We start from the raw sequence: 20,700 nt of genomic DNA on the forward strand, positions 1-20,700 counted from the left end.
TGTGCTCGGTGTAGTGAGCCCGCCGGGCCCTCGGCCTCTCCGCGCTACCCCGCGGCCCTCCGCACGACGTCTGCGAGCTGCTCCCAGGCGCGCTCCGTCGGGTCGACGAGCGCGTACGAGGTGGGCCAGAACCCGCTCTCGTCATCGAGCGCCGCCTCGGCGCTCACGCCGAACGTCGAGTAGCGCTCCTTGTCCATCTGCCCGCTGCGGAAGAAGACCACGACCTTGCCGCCCCGCGCATACCCGGGCTGGCCGTAGTAGAGCTTCGGCGCCAGGTCGGGGGCCGCCGACGTGACGATCGAGTGCACCCTTTGCGCCATCTGCCGGTCGCCGTCGGGCATCTGCTCGATCTTCGCGAGCAGCTCCGCCTCCTCGGCCGCAGCCTTCTTCGCGCCCTTCTCGCGTTTGGCCTCGGCCCTCAGCTCGGCGGCCCGCTCCTTCATCGCGGCCCGCTCCTGCGCCGAGAACCCGGCCTTCTCCTTCTCAGCCATCTTCCGCCCTCATTCCTCGCGTCGATTCGTGTTCGGCCCAGGCTAACCGGCGGGGCCCCGACGGCGCTTCTCGATTCCTGATCGAGATGCGGTGCTCGGCGTCCCGCGCAGCGCGGTGCTCCTCGCGGCCGAGGCGTCACGGCGCCACGACGAAGCGCTGCTCTTCCTCGTTCCAGCCGGTCCAGTCCCCGAAGTAGAGGACCGTGGTCTCTTCCTCCTCTTCCTCGTCCTCGGGGGTGTCGGCTCCGGGATCCGGCTCGGCGGTGACGCTCGGATCCGCAGGCCGGTCGCCCGATCCCGGCTCCGAACCCACGGTGCGGCCATCCGCACCGGACGCCCCCGAGCCGGTTCGAGCGGGCGACTCGTCGATCTGAACGGGCGCGGGGCTCGGCGGCGGGGCGAGGGGCGCCTGGTCGATCGTGGAGGGGATCGAGAACGAGGCGACCACGGTCGCGGAGGTGGCCAGGGCGGGGACGAGCTTCTGCCGCCACTCGCGGGTGAGCGCGAGCAGACCGGCGATCCCCAGGCCGACGGTGGTGGCCTGCTCGATGAACTGCGCGTACCGCGAACGGCACGAGTCGCAGGTGGTGAGGTGACGCTCGGCCGCGGCTCTCCGCCGCGCGCCCGGCTTGCCCCAGCGCATGATGCCGAAGTGCTCGACCGCGCTCGCGCAGTCGTCGGGCAGCGCAGAGGTCGGCCGGTGCAGGCGCTGGATCCACGCCTTGCGCAGGCCGCCGCGAGCCCGCTTGAGCAGCACCGAGGTGGAGTTCGGGGAGAGGCCGAGCGATCTCGCGACGTCCTGCACCGGTCGCCCCTCGACATCGACGGCCACGATCACGTCGCGCCACCGTTCGGGCAGCTCCAGCAGCGCGGCGGCGGCGGCGCGCTGCTCCTGAGCGTCGCCGAGCGCTTCCGGCGAGCTCTCGACGTCATCGGCGGGCAAGCCCCCGAGGTCGTCGAGCTGATGCATGCGCCGCTGCGAACTCCAGTGGGTGGCGAGCAGCGAGTCCATCGTCTTGTAGAGGTATCCGCGGAACGACGCGGAGGGGCCTCCGCCGCCGACCAGCGCTTGGAACACCGACGCGAACGCCTCGGCGACGATGTCCTCGGCGGCCCCCGGATCCTTCTTCGCCGCCCACGATCGAGCGACCGCGCTGTGGCGCTGCCAGAGCGTCTCGAGCGGCCACGCCTCCCCGTCGCGTACGAGCCGGCACAGCTCCTCGTCGGTGGGCTCGGGGCCGGGGCCGGGCGCGGCTCTGCCGCGGGCGTCACGGCCGCGGTCATCGCCGCGCGCCGTCTCAGGGGTGCGATCCGACATCAGGATCCGCTTCCCGCACGCGTTCTGCGCGCCTGCCGCGAGAGGCCGATGTGGGCGAACACGATCCCGAGCGCGACGAGCACGTGCGCCCCGAGCATCGACGTTCTGAGGGGGTCGGAGCCGGTGATGCTGAGTGGCGCCTGTTGACCCGAGGACGGCTGCGCCGACGCGGTTGCGAGGGGTTGTTCTCGCGAGGTCGACGCCGACTGCTCGGTGTGGATCGGGCTGAGCTCGGCCGGGGCTTCCCGCGGCGCCGGAGGGACGCCGAGGAGGGGCGGATCCTCCCGCGTCTCGATGACCCCGAGATCGCTCGAGAGGGGCGCGGATCGGGGCGCGACGTCCTCGAGGGTCTCTGCCGGGGCGCCGATGACCTCGTGCTTCACGGCGCCGTTCTGCTCGCCCTCGGGTCCTTCGGGATTCGGTGCCGCATAGGGGCCCAGCAGCATCAGTGTGCCGCTCGAAGTGTTGACGGTCGCCCCCATGGCGCGGGCGGTGACATCGGCCTCCACCCCGCTCGATGCGTCGTCCCCGAGGTCCGGCACGGTCGCGTCGAATCGCACCGTGGTCTCTTCGTCGGGCGCGATCGCCTGCGCCAGCCGGCGGTGGTCCCAGACGGTTCCGGTGACGGCGACGACCACCTCGTCGAGTTCGTACTCGCTGGTGTTGACGAAGTAGACGTAGACCTCCACGGGTTCTCCGGGCGTCGCGCGCCCGTCGCCGTCGGTGTCGTCGACCCGGGTCTTGATGTCGGCTTCGAGCCTGACGAAGGTGGAGTCGGGCAGTTCGAGCACCACACGGTCGTCCTCCTCGAGTGCGTCGGGCTGCTCGCCCGCGACCGTCGCCGACCAGAACGGCGGCCACCCCTCTACGGCTCCCGGCGGGGAGAACCGGAAGGAGTGGAACTCGCTCTCGCCCGGGGCCAGCGCGCCGCCGACGCAGCGGAACCCGCCCGGGGGCGTCGCGGCGCAGTTCGCGTCGGCGGACACCTGCCGGTCGGTGCTCTCCTGCGGCGCGAAATCGAGCGTGTGGCCGGTGGAGGCGCCGGCTCCGTCGTTGCGCACCACGACGGTGACCCACACCGGGTTTCCCGGCCCCAGCCAGGCGAGCATGGGGAGTGCCTGCAGATTGGGCGAGGAGTCCGAGTTCTCCGGGGAGCTCCCCCCGGCGGGCGGAGGCCCCGGCTCCGAAGAGTCGTCGGCGGGCCCATGGGGCGGAACGACGCTCGCGAGGTCGGTGGCGACGGGAGCGGAGAGAGCAGCTCGGGCGCCGAGAGCGACGGGGTCGAGTGCCTGCGCAGGCTGCTGGCCTGCGATCGAGGCAAGACCGATGACGGCCGCGAATAGTGCGGGGAGCGCGCGTCTCATGTATCGCCGCTCGCGATGTGCGGTCCCCTGCCCGGCATGATACCCCCCAATATCCGAGGCCAGCTTAGGCGATTTCCCTGCACGGGAGCGGTTTCCGGGCTGCCATGTGCGGAGGCTGTGCGGAGGCCGGCCTTCCACTCGGCTCGCCGAGCCCTAGCACAACTGTCGGCCCCGCGCGCCCCCTTGGCGGCACCCGACGGGCTCTGCCAGCCTGATCCTCATCGGAGCGCCCGCGCCCGACAGTCGACCCCACCCCAGGAAGGACCCCACGATGAGCAACCTGCTGCGCGACGACTCGCTCTCGCTCCTCACTCGCGGTTACGGCTTCGGGGCGCGCATCTGGGAGCGCGTGCGCGACGGGGCGAGATCGGCGCCCATGCGGCTGCTCGGACGCGAGGCGCTGCTGGTGCGCGGCGCCGAGGGGGTCGCCCTGTTCTACGACGAAGGGCGGGTGGCCCGGCACGGTGCCATGCCGGCGTTCGTGCAGGAGACGCTGTTCGGACACGGCTCGGTGCACAGCCTCGACGGCGCGGAGCACCGCCACCGCAAGTCGACCTTCGTCGACGTCGCCTACGAGGACGAGCAGGTGGCGCGGCTGGCCCCGCTGATCGAGGAGCAGTGGCGCACGGAGCTCGCCGACTGGATCGCCGGTGGGGACCGCTCCGCCTACGATGCCGCCGTCGGCGTGTTCGGCCGCGCCGGCATGCGCTGGGCGGGGCTGCCCGGCACGGCTGCGGCTCAGACCCGGTGGGCGGCGCGCCTCGCGCAGATCGTCGACGGCTTCGGGGCCCCGTACTCGCCCGAGTTCGTGATGTCGGCCCTGAACCGCGCGTGGTCCGACCGCCACGCGCAGAAGCTCGTCGAGGCGACGCGCGCCGGCCGGCTCGATCCCGCCGAGGGCACCGCGCTGCACGCGTGGGCCTGGCACCGCGATGAGCAGGACGTGCTGCTGCCCGCGCGGCTGGCCGGGATCGAGCTGCAGAACTGCATCCGCCCGCTCATCGCGGTCGCCCGTTTCGTCGCCTTCGCCGCCAAAGAGCTGCACGACCGACCCGAGTGGCGCGCCCGCATCGCCGCCGAGACCGCCGAGCGCGGCAGCCTCGTCAGCGGCCCGCTCGCGACGGCGTTCGCGCAGGAGGTGCGCCGTACTGCGCCCTTCGTGCCCGTGCTGCCCGCTTGGGCGCTCGAGGGCATCGAGCTCGACGGCGAGCGGGTGCCGGCGGGCGGTCGGGTGGTGCTCGACGTGCTCGGCACGAACCTCGACGACGGGTCGTGGGAGCGGGCCGAACTCTTCGATCCCGAGCGCTTCGTCGGGATCGACGACTACGAGGAGCTCGCGGCATTCGTGCCGCAGGGGGGCGCCACGGTCGCGGGCGGGCACCGGTGCCCGGGAGAGAAGCTCGCGATCGTCGGTCTCGCCGCGGCCGTGGCAACGCTGAGCGATGAGCGCGTCGCGGTCCTGGGTCGGGGCCTCGAGGTGAATCGTCGCCGGCTGCCCACGAAGCCCGCCTCCGGTGGGCGGGTGCGAGGCGCGGGCGCGGCTGCGGATCGCTGCCCGATGCACTGAGCACGCGGGCTCCGGATCGCGCGGCCTCGGGGCCGCTTTCGGCGCCCCGGGCCAGCGCCCGCCGCTACGCGCCCTCGCCCACGACGGGGGTCTCGTCTTCCGGATCGCCGCCGTCGGTGATCGCTCTGGTCGGCTCGTCGTGCACGACGGTGTGCCGGGTGCCGCGCTCGGCGGTGAACTCGCGACCTGCCTGAACGGCCTCGTCTCGGCTTCTGAAGCTGCGCGAGAGCGCCGGATCGCCGTCGACCTCGTTCACCCACTGCCCGTTCTTCGCCTTGGTGGTGACGTCGTGCTTCGCCATGCTCTCGACCTCCTGCTCGTTCGGTCGGCGCGGCGGCCGCCGCGCCGATGATTCCCACGCTAGGCGTGCGCGGCAGGGTCGGTCAGGGGCTTGACGCGCGGCGCGCTCGGTGCCCGCTGCTTCACGCACCTCGAGCGGATCGGCCGTGTCTGTGGAGCCGGCCTCGGGCGCGCGTGCCCCGTCTCTGGCCGCGATCCGGGCGCGCCGCGACGGGCGTCGAGTTGCGCGCGTTCGGCTGATCCGCAATGATAGTGAAAACCGTTATCAATAAGGATGGCGGTGATCCGACTTGGAAGGTTGTCTCCATGGCTTTGCTGACCCGAACGAGAGCGTCGGCGGTCTCCGTCGGCGCGCTCGCCCTTCTCGCGGGCCTCATCGCGCCCGCCGCGGCCCACGCGGCCGTCGCGGAAGACCCGATCAGGCTCGAGACGGGCCACATCGACGCGTTCAATCTCGTGCTGAACGACGACGGCTCGCCGGGGCTCGTGCTCAAGGAGGACGTGACCGGGTCGCACGTGCTGCGCACGCCCGAATCCGTCGAGCTGTTCGTGAAACCGGCGGCGCAGCAGCAGGTTCCGGCCGACTACGTGCCCGGCCTGCCGTCATCGGTCTATTTCCTGCCGCTCACGCAGGACCACAGCCTCATCTGGCCCGGCTGGGACACCCAGGCGCTCACCCCCGAGTTCGGGGCGGGGTTCTCGACCGACTTCACGGTCGACGTCGAGGGCCCCGGGCAGGTGTTCCTCTGGTCGCAGGACTCCTTCGGCGCGCCGAAGCCGCTCATGCACGGCGACGACTACGCCCTGCCCGGCGTCATCTCGCAGCCCTACCCGGCGCACACCCACGCCAACTGGGCGTTCACCGACCCCGGCACCTACAAGCTCACGGTGCAGGGCGAAGTGGCGAGCGCCGACGGCGCGAAGACCGCCACCACCAACACCGCCACCTACACCTTCGTCGTGGCGGAGCGCACGAAGCTCACCCCTGCCGCTCCGACGCAGTCGGGCAACACCGTGACGATTCCGGCGCAGCCCTGGACCGTCTACACCGACGGATCAGGCGCAGTGCTCGAAGCAGGCCCCCACGAACTGCGGGAAGACCTGACGGTCACCGCCGCGCCGGCCTACGGCTTCGACCTCGCCGACGGCGCCCCGTCCGAATGGAGCTTCGACGCGCAGGCCCCGCAGGCCCCCGCGCTCTCGATCACCGGGCTGCGCGGGCACTACCACCAGAACACCCCGATCGAGCTCGAGGCGGCCTCCGACCCGGCGGCTGAGAACGCCGGCTATGCCTGGTTCATCCAGCGCACGGATCAGCCCGAGCCGGTGCGCGTCGCCGGCGTCACCGAGGCACAGCTGCGGATCACGGCCGAGCAGGCGCTGAACGGCGCCCGGGTGAGCGCCCAGCTGCTCGACGAGCACGGCGAGGCCGTGGCCTCGGCCGAGCCGGTGACGATCGAGGTCGACGACCACGGCGCGGACCCGCTGCAGAGGGTCGTGATCTCGGGCCTCGCGGGCCACTACCACCCCGGCGACACCGCAACGCTCACCGCGGGCGTCGAGCCCGCGTCGGTGCTGACCCGCTACGACTGGTTCGTGCAGCGCGACGCCGAGACGGAGCCGAGCCCGCTGCAGGGCGAGGTCTCGCAGAACGGCGCCGCCGTCTCGTTCGAGGCGACCGAGGCCCTCGACGGGGCGAGCATCTTCGCGCAGCTCAGCTACGACGACGGCGAGCGGTACGTCGTCTCGGAGCCCGTCACCCTGCACGTCGAGGATCACGGCGGCGAGCACCCGGCGCCCAAGCCCGACACGGCGCCGACCGCGCAGACGGGGGCCGCTCTCGACGGCGTCGAGGCCGGCGGCATCACGGCATCGGATACGAAACCCAGCCCGGGCGAGACCGTCACCGTGCAGATCGGCGAGGGCGACGAGTTCGCCGGCCGCTGGGTCGCGGTCTGGATGTTCTCCGATCCCGTGCTGCTCGGCGGCGATTGGCAGGCGGTGGCCGGCAACGGTTCGGTCTCCGTGACGATCCCGGCGGACGCGCCCGCCGGCGGCCACCGTCTCGCGGCCTTCGCCGAGGACGGCAGCCTGATCGGGTGGCAGGCGATCGAGGTGGCGGCTGCCGGGCCCGGCGGCGGCACGCCCGGCGAGGGCACGCCGGGTGCAACGGCACCGGGCGGGCAGGCCCCGGCGGCTCAGACCCCGGCCGGTGCGAATGCACCCGCGGGAGGGGCCAAGCTCTCGACCACGGGCACCGAGCTCGCCGCTGCCGCCACCGCTGCGACGCTGCTGCTCGCCGCGGGCGTCGGCGCTGTGCTCCTCGCGCGGCGCCGCACCCCGGACGCCCCGGGCAACTGACACCGTCGATGCCGGAGCGGGCGACGGCCTCCGGGCCGCGCCCGCTCCCAGTGCGAAAGGATGACGTGAGACACCGCATCTGCAGATCGCTTCTCGCGCTCGGCGCGGCAGCGGCGCTCGCGGGGTGCGCCGCACCCGCGGCGACCGCCGACGACGGGCGCATCGAGGTGGTCACCACGACGGGGATCCTCGCCGACCTCGTGGGCAACGTGGCCGGCGACCGGGCCAACGTCGTCTCCCTGGTACCGGAGGGCGGAGACCCCCACAGCTACGAGCCCTCGCTGCGCGACGTGCGCAGCATCGTGTACGCCGACGCGGCGTTCTCCAACTACCTCATGCTCGAGGAGCAGAGTCTCATCAAGGCCCTCGACACCAATCTCCCCGAGGGCGTGCCGAACGTCGCCCTCGCCGAGGACGCCGTGAAGTATGCCGCCGAGATCATCCCGCTCGTCGAGGACGTCTCCCTCGACACGGTCTGGCTCGGCCTGCGCGTGCAGGGGAACGGCGCGCAGTACGGCGCCGATCGCACCTCAGAGGTGATCCTCTCGGCGACCGGTGTGCAGGGCCCCGGCGATCTCGTCGCCTACCTCACCGGCAGCTTCGGCGACATCGATCGATACTTCGACTCGACCGACGGCTTCGACGCCTCTCAGGGGTACGCGAACGACTCCGTCACCATCCCGCCCGACACCCACACCCACCTCAGCTGGGCCTTCACCGAACCCGGCTACTACACGCTCGACCTGCGGGGAAGCCTGCAGGTGACCCCCGACCAGCAGCCGATCGACATCGCGGCGGGCGAGATCACCTTCGCCGTGGGCGTCGACCCCTACGGCGCCCCGGGCCGCCCCGGCGCGCACGTGCTGAACTCCGGGCACTCCGACCTGGTGCTCGACCTCGACGAACACGAACTCCGCGTGCTCGTCGACCACGAGCACGGCACCTCCGAGGTGCATCAGGAGACGCTCGCCCCCGACGACCTCGTGGTCGAGGTGCCCAACAAGGCCCTGCACGAGATCCCCGGCGATCCGGCCTATCGCTTCCTCGGCCGGCCGGGCGACCAGGTCTACCAGCTCGCCCAGGCGGTGCTGGGCAAGCACGTGCACGGCGAGATCGATCCGCACCTGTGGCAGAACGTGCGCAACGCGATGTCGTACACCGAGATCATCCGCGACACGCTCATCGAGGTCGATCCGGGGGGCGCCGAGACGTACACCGAGAACGCGACCGCCTATCTGCGCGAACTCGAAGAGCTCGACGCCGAGGTGCGCGACACGATCGCCGAGATCCCGCGCGAGGCCCGCACGCTCGTCACCACCCACGACGCCTACGCCTATCTCGCGCGGGCCTACGACCTCGACATCGTCGGATTCGTGACCCCGAACCCGTCGGTCGAGCCCTCGCTCTCCGAGCGCAAGAGACTCACGGAGACCATCCGCAACCTGCGGGTGCCGGCCGTGTTCCTCGAACCGAACCTGGCCTCGCGCTCCTCCACCCTCGTCGAAGTCGCGAAAGAGCAGGGGATCGAGGTCTGCAGCATCTACGGCGACGCCTTCAGCGCCGAGGTGACGAGCTACGTCGAGATGATGCGCTTCAACGCGCACTCCGTGCGGGACTGCCTGACCGGTGCGCCGCACGGGGACGAGAAGGCCGCGGGCGCGACCGCGACGCATGAGGACACACCGGGCGCCGACGCCCACGACAAGGAGAATCAATGACCCGCTCGCGTACGAGCCGAGCGCTGCTCGGCGGTGCACTGGTGGCAGCCGCCCTCGCGCTGCTGCCGGCCTCGATGGCGCTCGCAGTGGAGGCCCCCGACAACGGGCTGACGCAGACGCTCGACCCCAATCAGGCTCAGGGCACGGGCCAGGTGGTGCTCGACGACGGGCACATCGACTTCGGCCCGACGCTCAACACGGGGGAGTGGATCGTGCAGATCCACGACGACACGGGCGCCCCATCGTACTGGCGCATGCCGTCCGACGTCGTCGCCCACGTGAACGACGCCGCGAAGCTCACGATCCCCGAGAGCGAGGACTACGCCTTTCTCGGGCTCGAGCCGGGCACCGAGGCCTGGGTGATTCCGCAGGTGCGCAAGCCCGGCGTCATCTGGACGGGCTGGAACACGCAGGAGCCCACGGTGCTCGACTCCCTGAGCATGGGCACCACGCTCAGCATCCTCGGGGTGCAGGGGCCGGGCGACGTCTCGGTCTACCTGCAGAGCGGCAACTTCGGTCAGCCCGAGCCGCTCTGGTCGACGCACGAGGCGTTCCCGCAGCAGACCTGGATCGAATCGAACACCCACACGCACGCGAACTGGGTGTTCGACGAACCCGGCGTGTACCTGGTCGAGGTGCAGTTCTCGGGCGAGCTGATCGACGGCGAGCCGGTATCGGCGCACGATACGCTGCGGTTCGCGGTCGGCGACGGAACCGATCCCGCGCAGGCGTTCACGGCCCGGTTCGACGAGTCGGCGCTCCCCGACGACACCGGCGGAGCCGGCGGCGCGGACGGGGCGGGCGAACCCGCGAGCGCCGGGCCCGATCAGGCGGGCGACCCGGCCGACGCGACGGGGCTCGTGATCGGGATCGTCGCCGGTGTGCTGGGCGCGGCGCTGATCGTCGCGGTCGTGGTGGTGCTGACCGCCCGGTCGGGCGCGAAGAGGCGCGCTCGGGAGCTGGCGTGGCAGCGGGCCCAGGGCCGCGGCGCCGAGCCGAACGTGAAGGAGGGAACCCGGTGAGCGTGCTCGAGGTGCAGGGCCTTTCCGTGCGGCTGGGAGGCCGGCGGGTGCTGCGGGACATCGATCTCTCGATCGGGGACGGCGAGTTCGTCGGTCTGATCGGGCCGAACGGCGCGGGGAAGACGACGCTGCTGCGCTCGGTGCTCGGCGTCGTGCGGCCCGAGAGCGGCCGGGTGCGGGTGGGTGGCGCTCCGCCGCGCCAGGCGCGCGCCGGCATCGGCTACGTGCCGCAGCGCCACGAGTTCGCGTGGGACTTCCCGATCTCCGTCGAGGAGACGGTCATGACGGGCCTCGTGCGCGACGTCGGCTGGTTTCGGCGCCCCCGGCAAGAGCACTACGACGCCGTGGCCGACGCGATCGTGCGCGTCGAGATGGGCGCACTCGCCCGTCGACCGGTCGGAGAGCTCTCGGGCGGGCAGCGGCAGCGCGTGCTCGTCGCGCGGGCGCTGGCGCTGCGGCCCCGGTTGCTGCTGCTCGACGAACCGTTCACCGGACTCGACATGCCCACACAGGAGCTGCTGCTCGATCTCTTCCGCGGGCTCGCGGCCGAGGGGCGCGCGGTGGTGATGAGCACCCACGATCTCGCGGGGGCGATGCACCAGTGCTCGCGCCTCTGCCTCGTGAATCGCACGGTGATCGCCGATGCCAGGCCGGGGGAGCTGCGCGATCCCGCGATCTGGATGCGCGCGTTCGACGTGCAGGCGACGAACCCGATCCTGGCGGTGCTGGGGGTGGCCACCTGATGCTCTCACCGGTCGATTTCATTCAGGATCTGCTCAATCCCGACCTGCGGTTCCTGCCGAAGGCGCTGCTGGTGGCGGTGATGTCGAGCGTCGTCTGCGGCGTGATCGGCACCTACGTGGTGCTGCGGGGCATGGCCTTCATCGGCGACGCGGTGGCGCACGCGGTGTTTCCTGGCCTCGCCGTCGCCTTCGTGATCCAGGGCAACCTGGTGCTCGGAGGCGCTGTCGCAGGGGTGCTCACCGCGATCATCGTGGCGGTGTTCTCCCAGAACCGCCGCATCAAGGAGGACAGTGTGATCGGGGTGTTCTTCGTGGCGGCGTTCGCGCTCGGCATCGTGATCATCTCGCTGTCGCCCGGCTACTCGGGATCCCTGCAGCAGTTCCTCTTCGGCTCGATCACGGGCATCCCCGATGAGGACGTGCTCACGGTCGCGATCACGGGGGCGGTGCTGCTGCTCGTCGTGTTCCTGCTGCATCGCGAGTTCGTGGCGGTCACGCTCGACCGCGAGATGGCCCGCTCGGCGGGCCTGCCGGTCTTCGCGCTCGATCTCGGGCTGTACGTGATGGTGGCGATCGCGATCGTCATCTCGATCCAGACGATCGGCAACATCCTGGTGCTCGCGCTGCTCATCACCCCCGCCGCCGCGGCCCGGCTGCTCACGGACCGACTGGCCGCGATGATGCTGCTCGCGCCCGTGATCGGCGGCGGCTCCGCTCTCGTGGGACTCTACGTCTCCTGGAGCTTCGACCTGCCCGCGGGCGGCACGATCGTGCTGGTGGCGACCGCCGTGTTCCTGCTCGCGTGGGTCTTCGCGCCGAGGCACGGCCTGCTGATGCGCCGGCTGCGGAGGGCGGTGCCGATCGAGGGCGAGGAAGACGAGGACGAGGCGCCCCGGCCCCCGCGGGCTCGGCGTCTGGAGGGAGTGTCATGAACCGGCGGATCAGAGGCGGCGTGCGCGGGATCGGGATCGCGGCGCTCGTCGTGGCGCTCGCGGCGGGCTCGCTCGGCGCATCGGCGCCGGCCTTCGCGCAGGATGCGGCGGGGGGCTCGGAAGCGCAGCCGGCGCAGGGGCCCAGCCCGGATCCGAGCCCGGAGACGAGTGCCGAGCAGCCCCTCGGCGACGGCGAGCGCGCCGATCCTCAGCGAGACGGGGAGACCGGCGCCGGAGCCGAGGTCGAGGCGGCCGATTCCGGCGGGGCCGCCGCCGACACGGCGGAACCCCCGGCCGCGCCGGGGGTGCGGGCCCCGGTCGGCGCCACCGCGCCTGCCACGGCTGCGGCCCCGACGCTCGCCGAAGCGACGCCGTTCGCCGACCAGTCGGATCAGCCCGCACCCGCGAGCCGGGCCAAGCAGGTCATCGGCAACGTGCACACCGACACCGTGTCCGGTTACCTCGACGACGGACGCCTCGTGCTGGAGGCGAAGTACGACAGCCCGGCGGGGCAGAAAGCCATCCGGATCGACCCGCAGGCGACCGTCTTCCACCTCGTCGACACGACGAGCAGCAGGATGCAGGTGCCGAGCGGCGGTCGGTACGGATTCATCGGCGAGGCGGGCGACACCTTCTGGTTGGCGCCGCAGACGCAGAACGCCGCCCTCATCTGGCCCGGGTTCAGCACCGAGGACGAGCGGCTGGTCGGGCAGCTGAGGGGCGGGTCGGTCGCGGTGCGCCTGCTGGGCGTCGACGGGCCGGGGAAAGCCGAGGTGTACCTGCAGGAGACCTTCGGCCCGAAGCGGGTGTTCAGCTCGAGCGAGCGACTGGCCGACTGGAGCATGGGCGTGCCGCAGCACACCCACATGAACTGGGCGTTCACCGAGACGGGCACGTACACCTTCACCTTCGAGATGGAGGCCGTGATCGGCGGCTCGGTGCAGCGGGCGCAGAACGACTACACCTTCGTGGTCGGCGACCTCGACGATCACACGGCCGCGACGGCCACCTCGTTCTCGGCCGAGTACAGCGAGGACGCCGAGGGGAACGCGGTGCTCGGCGAGCCGGTCACGTTCACCGCGACCGTCGACTCCGCCGGGGCGCGCAGCCCGGCGGGAGCCGTGCAGTTCCGCGACGACGAGAGCGGCACCGTGCTGGGCCACGCCCCGGTGGGGGCCGACGGCACCGCGTCATTCCGCACCTCCGCCCTGGCTTCGGGCCCGCACCGCATCGTGGCGGAGTTCGTGCCGACCTGGAGCACCGACTTCACCGCCTCGGAGTCCGAGCAGATGACGCTCACCGTCAGCGGCGAGGCGCAGCCGAGGCCGGAGCATGACGACGTCGACGCGGTGCCCGCCGCCGAGGTGCGCGCCGTTGCGGCCGGCGCGCACGTGCAGGTGCGGAACCCCGAGAAGACGGTGCGGGCCGGCGAGGTGGTGGCCGGCGCAGTCTCGGCGGAAGCGCTGCGGGGCGGCGACTGGGTCTCGGTCTGGCTGCACACCCCCGATCCCGTCTGGCTGGGATGGGTGCGCACGGGTACCGACGGCGGTTTCACCGAGCAGGTTCCGGCCCGCACCGCCGCCGGAACGCACGCGCTGGTGCTGAAGGACGCGGCGGGCGCCTTCCTCGGCTGGGACGAGGTGCGGGTGACCGGGCAGGCAGGGGGCCCGGAACCGGGCGGTGGAGACCCCGGAGGCGACCCGGGCGGCGGCAACCCCGGTGGGGGAGGCGGTCCCGGCGGCGGCAGCACTCCGGGCGGCGGTAGCCCCGGTGGCGGCGGTCTGCCCGTGCCGGTGCCGGCGGCCCCGACGCAGGAGTGCGTACCCGAGGTCGTGCTCGAGACCGGCCACATCGACGCTTTCAACGTCGCCGCGGCCGACGGCCAGGCCGTGCTGCAGCTCAAGGAGGACGTGACCGGCCTCAACGTGATCCGCGAGGCGGAGAGCGTGCTGCTGCGGGTCAAGGAATCGGCTTACGGCGCCGTGCCGCCGGGCATCGCGGGCGCTCCGGCGCAGGGCTACGTGCTGCCGCTGAGCCAGGACCCCGATCTGATCTGGCCCGGCTGGAACACGCTGGGGTTCACCGAGGCGAGCGGCTACACGAACGTGTCGATCAACGTCGTGGGCGTCGACGGCCCGGGGCGGATCTTCCTCGCCACGCAGGATTCGCTCGGCGCGTGGTCGCCCATCATGGACGGCTTCGCCATGCCGGGAACGATTCGTGTGCCCCACCCGGCGCACACGCACGCGGCCTGGGTCTTCTCGGCGAAGGGCAATTACAAGCTGACGGTCAACGCGACGGCGACCAGCCCGGCGACGGGACGGACGCTGACTACGGAGACGCACACCTACATGTTCCAGGTGGGCGACGTCGAGCTGGGCGATGCGTTCTGCGGGGTGGCCGTCGATCCGAACGCGGCCGCCGCGGGTCTCGCCGTCGGCAGCGCGGTCAAGCAGGCAGGGAGCAAGGCCGTCGCCGCTTCCAAGGCGAAGAACGCCGATGCCGCGGCGAAGAAGAGCGGCAAGTCGAGGTCGGCCGCGGCTGCGGGCGCGGACGGCTCGGGCAGCGGCGGGCCGGGAGCGCTGCTCGGGGCGGGAATGCACCCGGCGGCCGTCGCGGGTGTGGTCGGGGGCGGCCTGCTGATGCTCAGCGGCATCATCGGCGGCACGGTCTGGTACGTGCGCCGGCTCGGCTCGGCGTCGGCGGCGACCGCCTCGGCGGCGGTACCGGCGTGAGCGCGGCCGGCGGCGAGGGCCGGCNGAGCAGCGCCAAAAACACGTTCGAAAACGAGCCGCGCCCGAGGCGGGCCCGCCGAGACGCTTGATCGTGGGTTCTCTGCTCGCCGGCCTCGTCGGAGCGGGCTGCGTGGCGGCGGCGCTGCTGCTCGGCGCCCCGGCCCCCGGTGCGGACGTCGCGCCCGCCGTCGCGCCCGTCGCGCTCGCCGAACCGGTGGCCGCCGAGGCCGGGCCGAGCACGGCCGCCGCCGAGCCCGCGGGGCGCCCGGCTCTCGACCCCGGGTGGCTCGCCGAGACGGCCGCCCGCACCGGCATCGCTCCGCGGGCGCTCGAGGCGTACGCCTCGGCCGCGCACCGCATCGCGCGCGAGCAGCCCGCGTGCGGGCTGGGCTGGAACACGCTCGCGGGGATCGGGTTCGTCGAGTCCGAGCACGGCACCATCTTCGGGGGCGCACTGGAGGGCAGCGGGGCGGCGTCGCCTCAGATCATCGGCATTCCGCTCGACGGCGTCTCGACGAAGGCCGTGCCCGATACCGACGACGGGCGGCTCGACCGCGACCCGGTGTGGGATCGGGCGGTGGGGCCGATGCAGTTCATCCCCTCGACCTGGGCCGAGTGGGGCGGCGACGGCAACGGCGACGGCATCGCGGATCCGCAGAACATCGACGACGCGGCCTACTCGGCGGCACGCTATCTCTGCGCGGCGGGGGGCGATCTCACCGACCCCGACCGCTGGATCGCCGCGGTCGCCGCCTACAACGACACGATCGAGTACAACCACCGAGTGGCCGAGGCCGCCGAGCACTACGCGTCTTCCTCGGCGGGCTGAGGCCGGCTCCCCGGGCACAGGGCGCACCGCGCCCCCCGCCCCTCAGCGCCTATCGGTTCTCGCGTGCGAGCGGCTCGCCCTCCCGCAGCGTCACCTCGCGCGGTTCGTTCATCGCGAGCAGCACTGCGAAGCCGGCCCACAGCGTGACGATGCCCATCGCGGTGTCCTTGCCGTTCCACGTGTCCGACTGCCACATCGCGAACCACTCGGAGCCGATCACGATGAAGCCGATGAACCAGATCGCGAAGCCGAGCGCGTAGGCCGCGTAGCCCCACTTGCGCGCGGCGTCGTACTCGGCGACCCCGGCCGCGCGCCGCAGGAACAGCTTCACCGCGCCCACGATCGCGAGCACCGCGAAGACGCCCTCGGCCACGATGATGCCGATGTAGCCGACGGTCCACACCCAGGGCGCCGTGATCGCGCGCCACATGAGCGCGTTGCCCTCGAAGGTGGTGTCCATCGAGAGCACGTGCTTCACGAACTGGTAGTTCGAGTCGTAGTCCATGAAATTGCCGGCGAAGACGAACAGGGCGAACAGGCCTGCCGAGAACAGTGTGAACGCCTGCAGCAGGCGCAGCGGGTGCTTCATCGCTTCCCCTTCCGTGCGAACACCAGGTCGAGGCGCGGATCGGCGTGGGTGTCGAGGGGGATCGCCTGGATGAACTCCCAGCCGTGCTCGGCCCGCTCGCGGATCACGTCGCGGTAGTCGATCTCGAGCGCTGCGCCCTCGCGGCGGCGGTGGATCGGAATGCTGACGAACGAGTACTCGCGCATGGCGCACCTCCGTCTCCACCATGGCACCGCGGCGGGAACGAGTCAACGCCCCCGAACAGATTCCCCGAGCTTCCATGTCGGCTCCGTACAATCGCGGCGTGGACGAAACGCAGAGCGGCACCGTGATCACGGCGCCCGAACACCTCGAGCACCGACCGGCGTTCGCCCGGGCGCTCGACCGAGCGCTCGCGGTGCAGCGCCCCGTGGTGCTCGCGCACATCCGCAGCGTGCGGCTGCGCCATCCCGGGGCGACGCCGGATCAGGTGATCCGCATGCTCGAACGCCGCTACCTGCTCGCGATCACGGGCGGCGGCGCCGCGGTGGGGGCGACCGCGGTCATCCCGGTGATCAGCACGCCGGCGACACTCGCCCTCTCGGGGGTCGAGACGGTGGGGTTCCTCGAGAGCACCGCGCTGTTCGCGCAGTCGGTCGCCGAGGTGCACGGCATCCCCGTCGAGAACCCGGATCGCGCCCGCGTGCTCGTGATGACGCTCATGCTGGGGCAGGAGGCGGGCGAGTTGCTCGGCCAGTTCACGAAGCAGGTCGTGGGCAAGGGCGTGGGGCGATCCGCGTTCTGGGGCGAGATGGTGACGAAGTCGCTGCCGCGCGGTGCGGTGCGGCCGGTGCTCGACAAGCTGCAGCGCTCGTTCGTGCGCCACTTCGCGAAGATCGGGGGCGGTTCGCTCGTGGGCAAGGCGCTGCCGTTCGGGATCGGGGCCGCCGTGGGCGGTGCGGGCAACCACATCCTGGGGCGCCGCGTCGTCGCGGCCTCGCGTCGCGCCTTCGGCCCGGCTCCCGCGGGCTTCGCTCCCGAGCTCGCCCCCCGCGAGGGCGCGGAGCGGCTCGAGCGCCGCATCCTGCGAGGCGCGCGCACCGCGGGCGGTTCGATCGCGGCGGGCGCCGGCGCGGTGGGGCGCACGGCGAAGCGCGCGGCGGGCTCGGTGAGGCGGGGCTCGCGGCGGGCGTCCGAGACGACCGACGCGGGATCGCCGGCCGAATTCGCGGCGACGGCAGCCGGAGCGCCCGAGGAGCTCGAGGCTCCGCACTCCGGCGCCGGAGACGACGGGGCCCAGCCGGCTCGGCCCGAGTGATCGCGCAGCGGTCGGGCGGGGAGCTGCCGCGCGGCCCTGCGCGGCCAGACCCTGCGCGCCCCGCTCAGGCGTCGGAGACGGCGGCGGCGAGCAGGTTCAGCGACTCTTCGAGCTGCTCCTCCGAGACGGCCGGGAAGATCGGCACGAGCTGCGGATCGGTCACCCTCGACCAGTCGTAGGTGAGCGTGACCCGCGTGGATCCCGAGTCGATCGCCTCGAGCTCGTAGAGCCACTCCCACCCGTCGGGCTCGTCGGGGTTGCGGGCCTGGGCGGGCTGCCAGCCCACCATCTTGTTCTCGTCGTAGGCGGTGACGTGGTTGTGCATCTGGTAGTCGCCCATCGCGTCACGGTGCATGTTCATGACGAAGACGTCGCCCACGCCCTGGATGCGCTGCGACTTCTCGTCGGAGCGCACCATGCCCGAGCCGTCGAACTCGGGGTGCCTGGCGGGCAGCGTCAGCAGGTTGAAGATGGCCTTCGTGGGCGCGTCGATGATGCGGGTGACGGCGGTGCGGGTCTCGGTGGTAGTCATGTCCCCAGCCTGCCGCAGCGCCGGGGCGGAGTCACGGGGGTTCGATGGCAGCGAAACCCCCTTGCCACAAGCCCCTCCCCCTGCTCCACGGGTGAGCCTAAGATCGGCGGTGAGGCGCGGGGGACGGTGCCGGGGGCGGCGGTCGCTCCCGGGCGGCGGCCGTGCCGGGCGGACGGGGGTGAGGCGGCATGGGGCGACGGATCGGCTTCGCGCGCTGGCGCAGCGACGTCGCGAGCGGCGGCAACCGCTACGACGACGAGATCTCGGGCGAGCTGCGCGGGCTCGGGATCGAACTGCGCGAGCACCCCGTCACCGGGGCCTGGCCCGTGGCTGGCCCCGGCGACCGCGAGCGGTTCGCGACGCTTCTCGAGGCTGAGCAGCGCTGGCTGGTCGACAACATCGTGGCCGCGGCGGCGCCCGAGGCGATCGCTGCCGCGACGGGGGCGGGCCGCGCGGTCGTCGTGCTGATGCACTACTTCCCCTCCGACGACCTCTCCCTGCCGTCGCGGGATCGCGCCGCGCTCGCCGCATCCGAGGAGCGGGCCGTCAGGGCGGCGAGCGCCGTCGTCGCGACGAGCGCCTGGACGGCCCGCGAGGTGGCGCGGCGGTACGGGCGGCACGACGCGCTCGTCGCAGTCCCGGGGGTCGATGCGGCCGACCCGGCTGCCGGTTCCGAGCGCGACGGCCGGGCTCCGGCGCTGCTCTGGTTGGCGCGGGTCACCGAGACGAAGGATCCGCTCGCCCTTGTCGACGCGCTCGCCCAGCTGCGCGAACTGCCGTGGACGGCTCGACTGGTGGGGCCGCACACGGCGCACTCGGATCTCAGCCGCGAGCTGCGGCGCCGCATCGCGGCGGCGGGTCTCGCGGATCGCCTCGAGATCACGGGCCCGCGCACCGGTGCGCACCTCGAGCAGATCTGGCAGCGCACCGACCTGCTGGTGCACACCGCGCGCTCCGAGGCCTACGGCATGGTCGTGAGCGAGGCGCTGGCCCGCGGCATCCCATCGATCGTGCCGCTCGGCACCGGCGCGATCGAGGCGCAGCAGGGCGCGGGCTCCGCGTTCCCGCCGGGTGATGCCGAGCGGCTGTCGCAGGAGCTGCGGGGGTGGCTCGCCGATCCCGAGCTGCGCCGACGGTGGCGGGACCTCACCGCCGAGCTGCGCCCGCGCCTGCCCACCTGGACGGCGGCGGCCCGGGTCATCGCCGGGGCGTTCCCTCCGTAGCGCTCGGTCGCGCCGGGGACGCCCGGCAGTGCGACCGAGCCTCACCAGCGCGTCTGCTCGGGCGCCACCCGGGCCAGTACGCGCGCCTCGACGAACTCCACGAGCGCGTACGCGACGAGCGAGACGAGGGTGACCACCACCACGGTCGCCCAGAGCGACGTGTAGCGGCTCGTCGCCGCGTCGACCGCCATCATGTTGCCGAGACCGGTGCCGGTGGCGAGCCACTCCGCCACCGTGGCGGCCAGCAGCGCGGTGGGCGCGGCGATGCGGGCGGCCGAGAAGAACGCGGGGGCCATCGCGGGCAGCCGTCCGAGCAGCAGCACGCGCGGCGATGGCGTCGCGTAGGTCGCGAAGACGTCGGAGACCTGGCCCGGCAGCTGCCGCAGACCGTAGAGGCACGAGACGAGGGTCGGGAAGAACGTCATGATGGCGACCACCACGGCGGTGCCGAAGGGGCCGCGGCCGAGGGCGGCGACCAGCAGGGGAGCGATCGCGATGATGGGCACGCACCGCAGCGCGACCGCGACCGGGGTGAGCGCGCGGCGCACCCGCGACGACAGCGAGAACGCGACCGCGAGCAGCAGCCCCATCGCGAGACCGGCGAAGTACCCCGGGGTCGCCACGGCCACGGTCTCGGCCACCGCCTCGAGCAGTTCGGCGCGGTGCTCGCCGGCGTCGGCCGAGGCGACGAGCCAGTCCCAGACGTCCCACGGGCGCTTCGCGAAGTACGGGTTGAGACCGAGCGCCTCGAACAGCACGACCCACGCGACGAGCACGATCGCGGTCGTCGCGAGCGCCCCTCCGACGGCTCGCCCCCAGCGCCCCAGCGCGGATCGGCGCGGCGCCGAGCCGGGCGGCGTGAGCAGCACCGTCGGCCGGTCCGGGCTCGCCCTCCGCGCGATCAGGGAGACCACGCCGTAGCCGAGCAGCGACACTGCCGCGCTCAGCACCATGAGCGCCCACAGCCCGTCGGTGTCGAGGCTGCGCAGGGCGAGGATCGACAGCACGCCGAGCCCTCGCTCGGCGCCCGTGAACTCGCCGACGAGCGCGCCGAGGAACGCCGCGGGGACCGAGGCCTGGAGGCCGGCCATCAGGTAGGGCAGGGCCGCCCGCGCCCGCACCGTCACGAGGGTGGTCCAGCGGCCGCGACCGTACGAGGCCGTGAGGTCGAGCCACGAGCGGGGCACCGCGCGCAACCCGACGAGCAGCGGCACGAGGGTGAGGTAGTAGACCGCCAGCGCCGCCAGTGTGATCTGGGGCCCGTCGCCGAAGCCGTAGACGAGCCGCAGCAGCGGGCCCAGCGCCACGAGGGGCAGGCAGTAGACCACGAGGGCGAAGCGCAGCACGATCCGCTCGAGGCCCGGCAGCAGCACGACGAGCAGCGCGAGCGCGACCGCCGCGAGGTTGCCGAGCAGGTAGCCGGCCAGCGCCTCGCGCATGGTGAACAGCAGCCCTCGGCCGTAGACCTCGGCGTTCTCGACGAGTGCGACGGCGATGCCCGACGGCGTGCCGATGAGATGCCGGCCGGCGAGCAGCGTGCGGCCCAGCAGCTCCCAGAGGCCGATCACCACGAGCCAGCCGAGCGCGGCCCGCAGCGCCGCGGCCCGCTTCGACCCCCGGCGGAGTGCGCCGGGGGCGAGCTCGCCGCCCGCGGCGCCGTCCTCGAGGCGCTCGGCCCGGGTCGCCGTCAGCACCATCGC

Annotated in this window: 19 protein-coding genes; 11 read left to right on the forward strand and 8 right to left on the reverse strand. The window is 72.8% G+C overall.

Annotation, left to right across the window (positions count from 1 at the left end):
- Window positions 1-44: 44 nt before the first annotated feature.
- The 3 genes from H490_RS18190 to H490_RS18195 form a co-directional block, all read right to left on the reverse strand.
- The gene (locus H490_RS18190) at window positions 45-491 is read right to left on the reverse strand and encodes a DUF1801 domain-containing protein (RefSeq protein ID WP_017882825.1); all 447 of its coding nucleotides are present in this window, start codon (window positions 489-491) and stop codon (window positions 45-47) included.
- 136 nt (window positions 492-627) lie between these two features.
- Window positions 628-1,809, reverse strand: coding sequence for an RNA polymerase sigma factor (locus H490_RS30930; protein ID WP_017882826.1), 1,182 nt, complete (start codon window positions 1,807-1,809; stop codon window positions 628-630).
- A complete protein-coding gene (locus tag H490_RS18195) occupies window positions 1,809-2,918 on the reverse strand; it encodes a hypothetical protein (protein ID WP_017882827.1) in 1,110 nt (369 codons plus the stop codon). The genes H490_RS30930 and H490_RS18195 overlap by 1 nt, the downstream gene beginning before the upstream one ends.
- A 96-nt stretch (window positions 2,919-3,014) precedes the next feature.
- Between H490_RS18195 and H490_RS32590 the strand changes: the two genes are divergently transcribed.
- Complete coding sequence (locus H490_RS32590; protein ID WP_017882828.1) at window positions 3,015-3,152, forward strand: hypothetical protein; 138 nt, start codon at window positions 3,015-3,017, stop codon at window positions 3,150-3,152.
- Between the two features lie 292 nt (window positions 3,153-3,444).
- The gene (locus H490_RS18200; protein ID WP_017882829.1) at window positions 3,445-4,740 is read left to right on the forward strand and encodes a cytochrome P450; all 1,296 of its coding nucleotides are present in this window, start codon (window positions 3,445-3,447) and stop codon (window positions 4,738-4,740) included.
- A 64-nt stretch (window positions 4,741-4,804) separates the two neighbouring features.
- Here H490_RS18200 and H490_RS18205 read toward each other — a convergent pair whose 3' ends face one another.
- Window positions 4,805-5,041: a DUF2188 domain-containing protein gene (locus H490_RS18205; protein ID WP_017882830.1), complete on the reverse strand. Its 237-nt coding sequence runs from the start codon at window positions 5,039-5,041 to the stop codon at window positions 4,805-4,807.
- Window positions 5,042-5,346: 305 nt separating this feature from the next.
- Here H490_RS18205 and H490_RS30935 point away from each other — a divergent pair, with 305 nt between their 5' ends.
- The 7 genes from H490_RS30935 (at window position 5,347) to H490_RS18230 (ending at window position 15,380) form a co-directional block, all read left to right on the forward strand.
- A complete protein-coding gene (locus H490_RS30935) occupies window positions 5,347-7,401 on the forward strand; it encodes a choice-of-anchor M domain-containing protein (RefSeq protein ID WP_051066122.1) in 2,055 nt (684 codons plus the stop codon).
- A 65-nt stretch (window positions 7,402-7,466) separates the two neighbouring features.
- Entirely contained in the window at window positions 7,467-9,119 is a 1,653-nt protein-coding gene (locus H490_RS18210; RefSeq protein ID WP_017882831.1) for an anchored repeat ABC transporter, substrate-binding protein, read from the forward strand.
- Window positions 9,116-10,141 carry a TIGR03773 family transporter-associated surface protein gene (locus tag H490_RS32460; protein WP_017882832.1) on the forward strand — a complete coding sequence of 342 codons (1,026 nt, stop codon included), beginning with the start codon at window positions 9,116-9,118 and terminating at the stop codon, window positions 10,139-10,141. The genes H490_RS18210 and H490_RS32460 overlap by 4 nt, the downstream gene beginning before the upstream one ends.
- The gene (locus H490_RS32465; RefSeq protein WP_017882833.1) at window positions 10,138-10,884 is read left to right on the forward strand and encodes an anchored repeat-type ABC transporter ATP-binding subunit; all 747 of its coding nucleotides are present in this window, start codon (window positions 10,138-10,140) and stop codon (window positions 10,882-10,884) included. Before H490_RS32460 ends, H490_RS32465 begins: the two co-directional genes overlap by 4 nt.
- A complete protein-coding gene (locus tag H490_RS18225) occupies window positions 10,884-11,816 on the forward strand; it encodes an anchored repeat-type ABC transporter permease subunit (protein WP_017882834.1) in 933 nt (310 codons plus the stop codon). Before H490_RS32465 ends, H490_RS18225 begins: the two co-directional genes overlap by 1 nt.
- Window positions 11,813-14,551, forward strand: a complete 2,739-nt coding sequence (locus H490_RS30940) for a choice-of-anchor M domain-containing protein (protein ID WP_020381099.1) — start codon at window positions 11,813-11,815, stop codon at window positions 14,549-14,551. The genes H490_RS18225 and H490_RS30940 overlap by 4 nt, the downstream gene beginning before the upstream one ends.
- Before the next feature lie 91 nt (window positions 14,552-14,642).
- Window positions 14,643-15,380, forward strand: a complete 738-nt coding sequence (locus H490_RS18230) for a lytic transglycosylase domain-containing protein (RefSeq protein ID WP_238560284.1) — start codon at window positions 14,643-14,645, stop codon at window positions 15,378-15,380.
- A gap of 49 nt (window positions 15,381-15,429) precedes the next feature.
- Here the strand turns inward: H490_RS18230 and H490_RS18235 are convergent, their stop codons facing one another.
- Window positions 15,430-15,969, reverse strand: coding sequence for a DUF2165 family protein (locus tag H490_RS18235; protein WP_017882836.1), 540 nt, complete (start codon window positions 15,967-15,969; stop codon window positions 15,430-15,432).
- On the reverse strand, window positions 15,966-16,154 hold the full coding sequence (locus tag H490_RS18240) for a DUF4177 domain-containing protein (protein WP_017882837.1): 189 nt from the start codon (window positions 16,152-16,154) through the stop codon (window positions 15,966-15,968). The genes H490_RS18235 and H490_RS18240 overlap by 4 nt, the downstream gene beginning before the upstream one ends.
- A gap of 98 nt (window positions 16,155-16,252) precedes the next feature.
- On the opposite strand from H490_RS18240, the gene H490_RS0115420 reads away from it, so the two are divergent.
- The gene (locus H490_RS0115420; protein WP_193743370.1) at window positions 16,253-17,245 is read left to right on the forward strand and encodes a hypothetical protein; all 993 of its coding nucleotides are present in this window, start codon (window positions 16,253-16,255) and stop codon (window positions 17,243-17,245) included.
- Window positions 17,246-17,309: 64 nt separating this feature from the next.
- Here H490_RS0115420 and H490_RS18245 read toward each other — a convergent pair whose 3' ends face one another.
- Entirely contained in the window at window positions 17,310-17,777 is a 468-nt protein-coding gene (locus tag H490_RS18245; protein ID WP_017882839.1) for an SRPBCC family protein, read from the reverse strand.
- 188 nt (window positions 17,778-17,965) lie between these two features.
- Between H490_RS18245 and H490_RS18250 the strand changes: the two genes are divergently transcribed.
- Window positions 17,966-19,000 (forward strand): glycosyltransferase family 4 protein, encoded by a 1,035-nt coding sequence (locus tag H490_RS18250; RefSeq protein WP_017882840.1) that lies wholly within the window; start codon window positions 17,966-17,968, stop codon window positions 18,998-19,000.
- Window positions 19,001-19,041: 41 nt separating this feature from the next.
- On the opposite strand, the gene H490_RS18255 is transcribed toward H490_RS18250, so the two are convergent.
- Complete coding sequence (locus tag H490_RS18255; RefSeq protein ID WP_017882841.1) at window positions 19,042-20,697, reverse strand: ABC transporter permease; 1,656 nt, start codon at window positions 20,695-20,697, stop codon at window positions 19,042-19,044.
- Window positions 20,698-20,700: the final 3 nt, after the last annotated feature.

This window comes from Leucobacter sp. UCD-THU (assembly GCF_000349545.1).
Taxonomy (GTDB): domain Bacteria; phylum Actinomycetota; class Actinomycetes; order Actinomycetales; family Microbacteriaceae; genus Leucobacter; species Leucobacter muris.

Coding starts and splice junctions, on each gene's coding strand:
- H490_RS18190 (WP_017882825.1), bottom strand. CDS start 491: ATGGCTGAGAAGGAGAAGGCCGGGTTCTCGGCGCAGGAGCGGGCCGCG.
- H490_RS30930 (WP_017882826.1), bottom strand. CDS start 1,809: ATGTCGGATCGCACCCCTGAGACGGCGCGCGGCGATGACCGCGGCCGT.
- H490_RS18195 (WP_017882827.1), bottom strand. CDS start 2,918: ATGCTCGCCTGGCTGGGGCCGGGAAACCCGGTGTGGGTCACCGTCGTG.
- H490_RS32590 (WP_017882828.1), top strand. CDS start 3,015: ATGGGGCGGAACGACGCTCGCGAGGTCGGTGGCGACGGGAGCGGAGAG.
- H490_RS18200 (WP_017882829.1), top strand. CDS start 3,445: ATGAGCAACCTGCTGCGCGACGACTCGCTCTCGCTCCTCACTCGCGGT.
- H490_RS18205 (WP_017882830.1), bottom strand. CDS start 5,041: ATGGCGAAGCACGACGTCACCACCAAGGCGAAGAACGGGCAGTGGGTG.
- H490_RS30935 (WP_051066122.1), top strand. CDS start 5,347: ATGGCTTTGCTGACCCGAACGAGAGCGTCGGCGGTCTCCGTCGGCGCG.
- H490_RS32460 (WP_017882832.1), top strand. CDS start 9,116: ATGACCCGCTCGCGTACGAGCCGAGCGCTGCTCGGCGGTGCACTGGTG.
- H490_RS18225 (WP_017882834.1), top strand. CDS start 10,884: ATGCTCTCACCGGTCGATTTCATTCAGGATCTGCTCAATCCCGACCTG.
- H490_RS30940 (WP_020381099.1), top strand. CDS start 11,813: ATGAACCGGCGGATCAGAGGCGGCGTGCGCGGGATCGGGATCGCGGCG.
- H490_RS18235 (WP_017882836.1), bottom strand. CDS start 15,969: ATGAAGCACCCGCTGCGCCTGCTGCAGGCGTTCACACTGTTCTCGGCA.
- H490_RS18240 (WP_017882837.1), bottom strand. CDS start 16,154: ATGCGCGAGTACTCGTTCGTCAGCATTCCGATCCACCGCCGCCGCGAG.
- H490_RS18245 (WP_017882839.1), bottom strand. CDS start 17,777: ATGACTACCACCGAGACCCGCACCGCCGTCACCCGCATCATCGACGCG.
- H490_RS18250 (WP_017882840.1), top strand. CDS start 17,966: ATGGGGCGACGGATCGGCTTCGCGCGCTGGCGCAGCGACGTCGCGAGC.
- H490_RS18255 (WP_017882841.1), bottom strand. CDS start 20,697: ATGGTGCTGACGGCGACCCGGGCCGAGCGCCTCGAGGACGGCGCCGCG.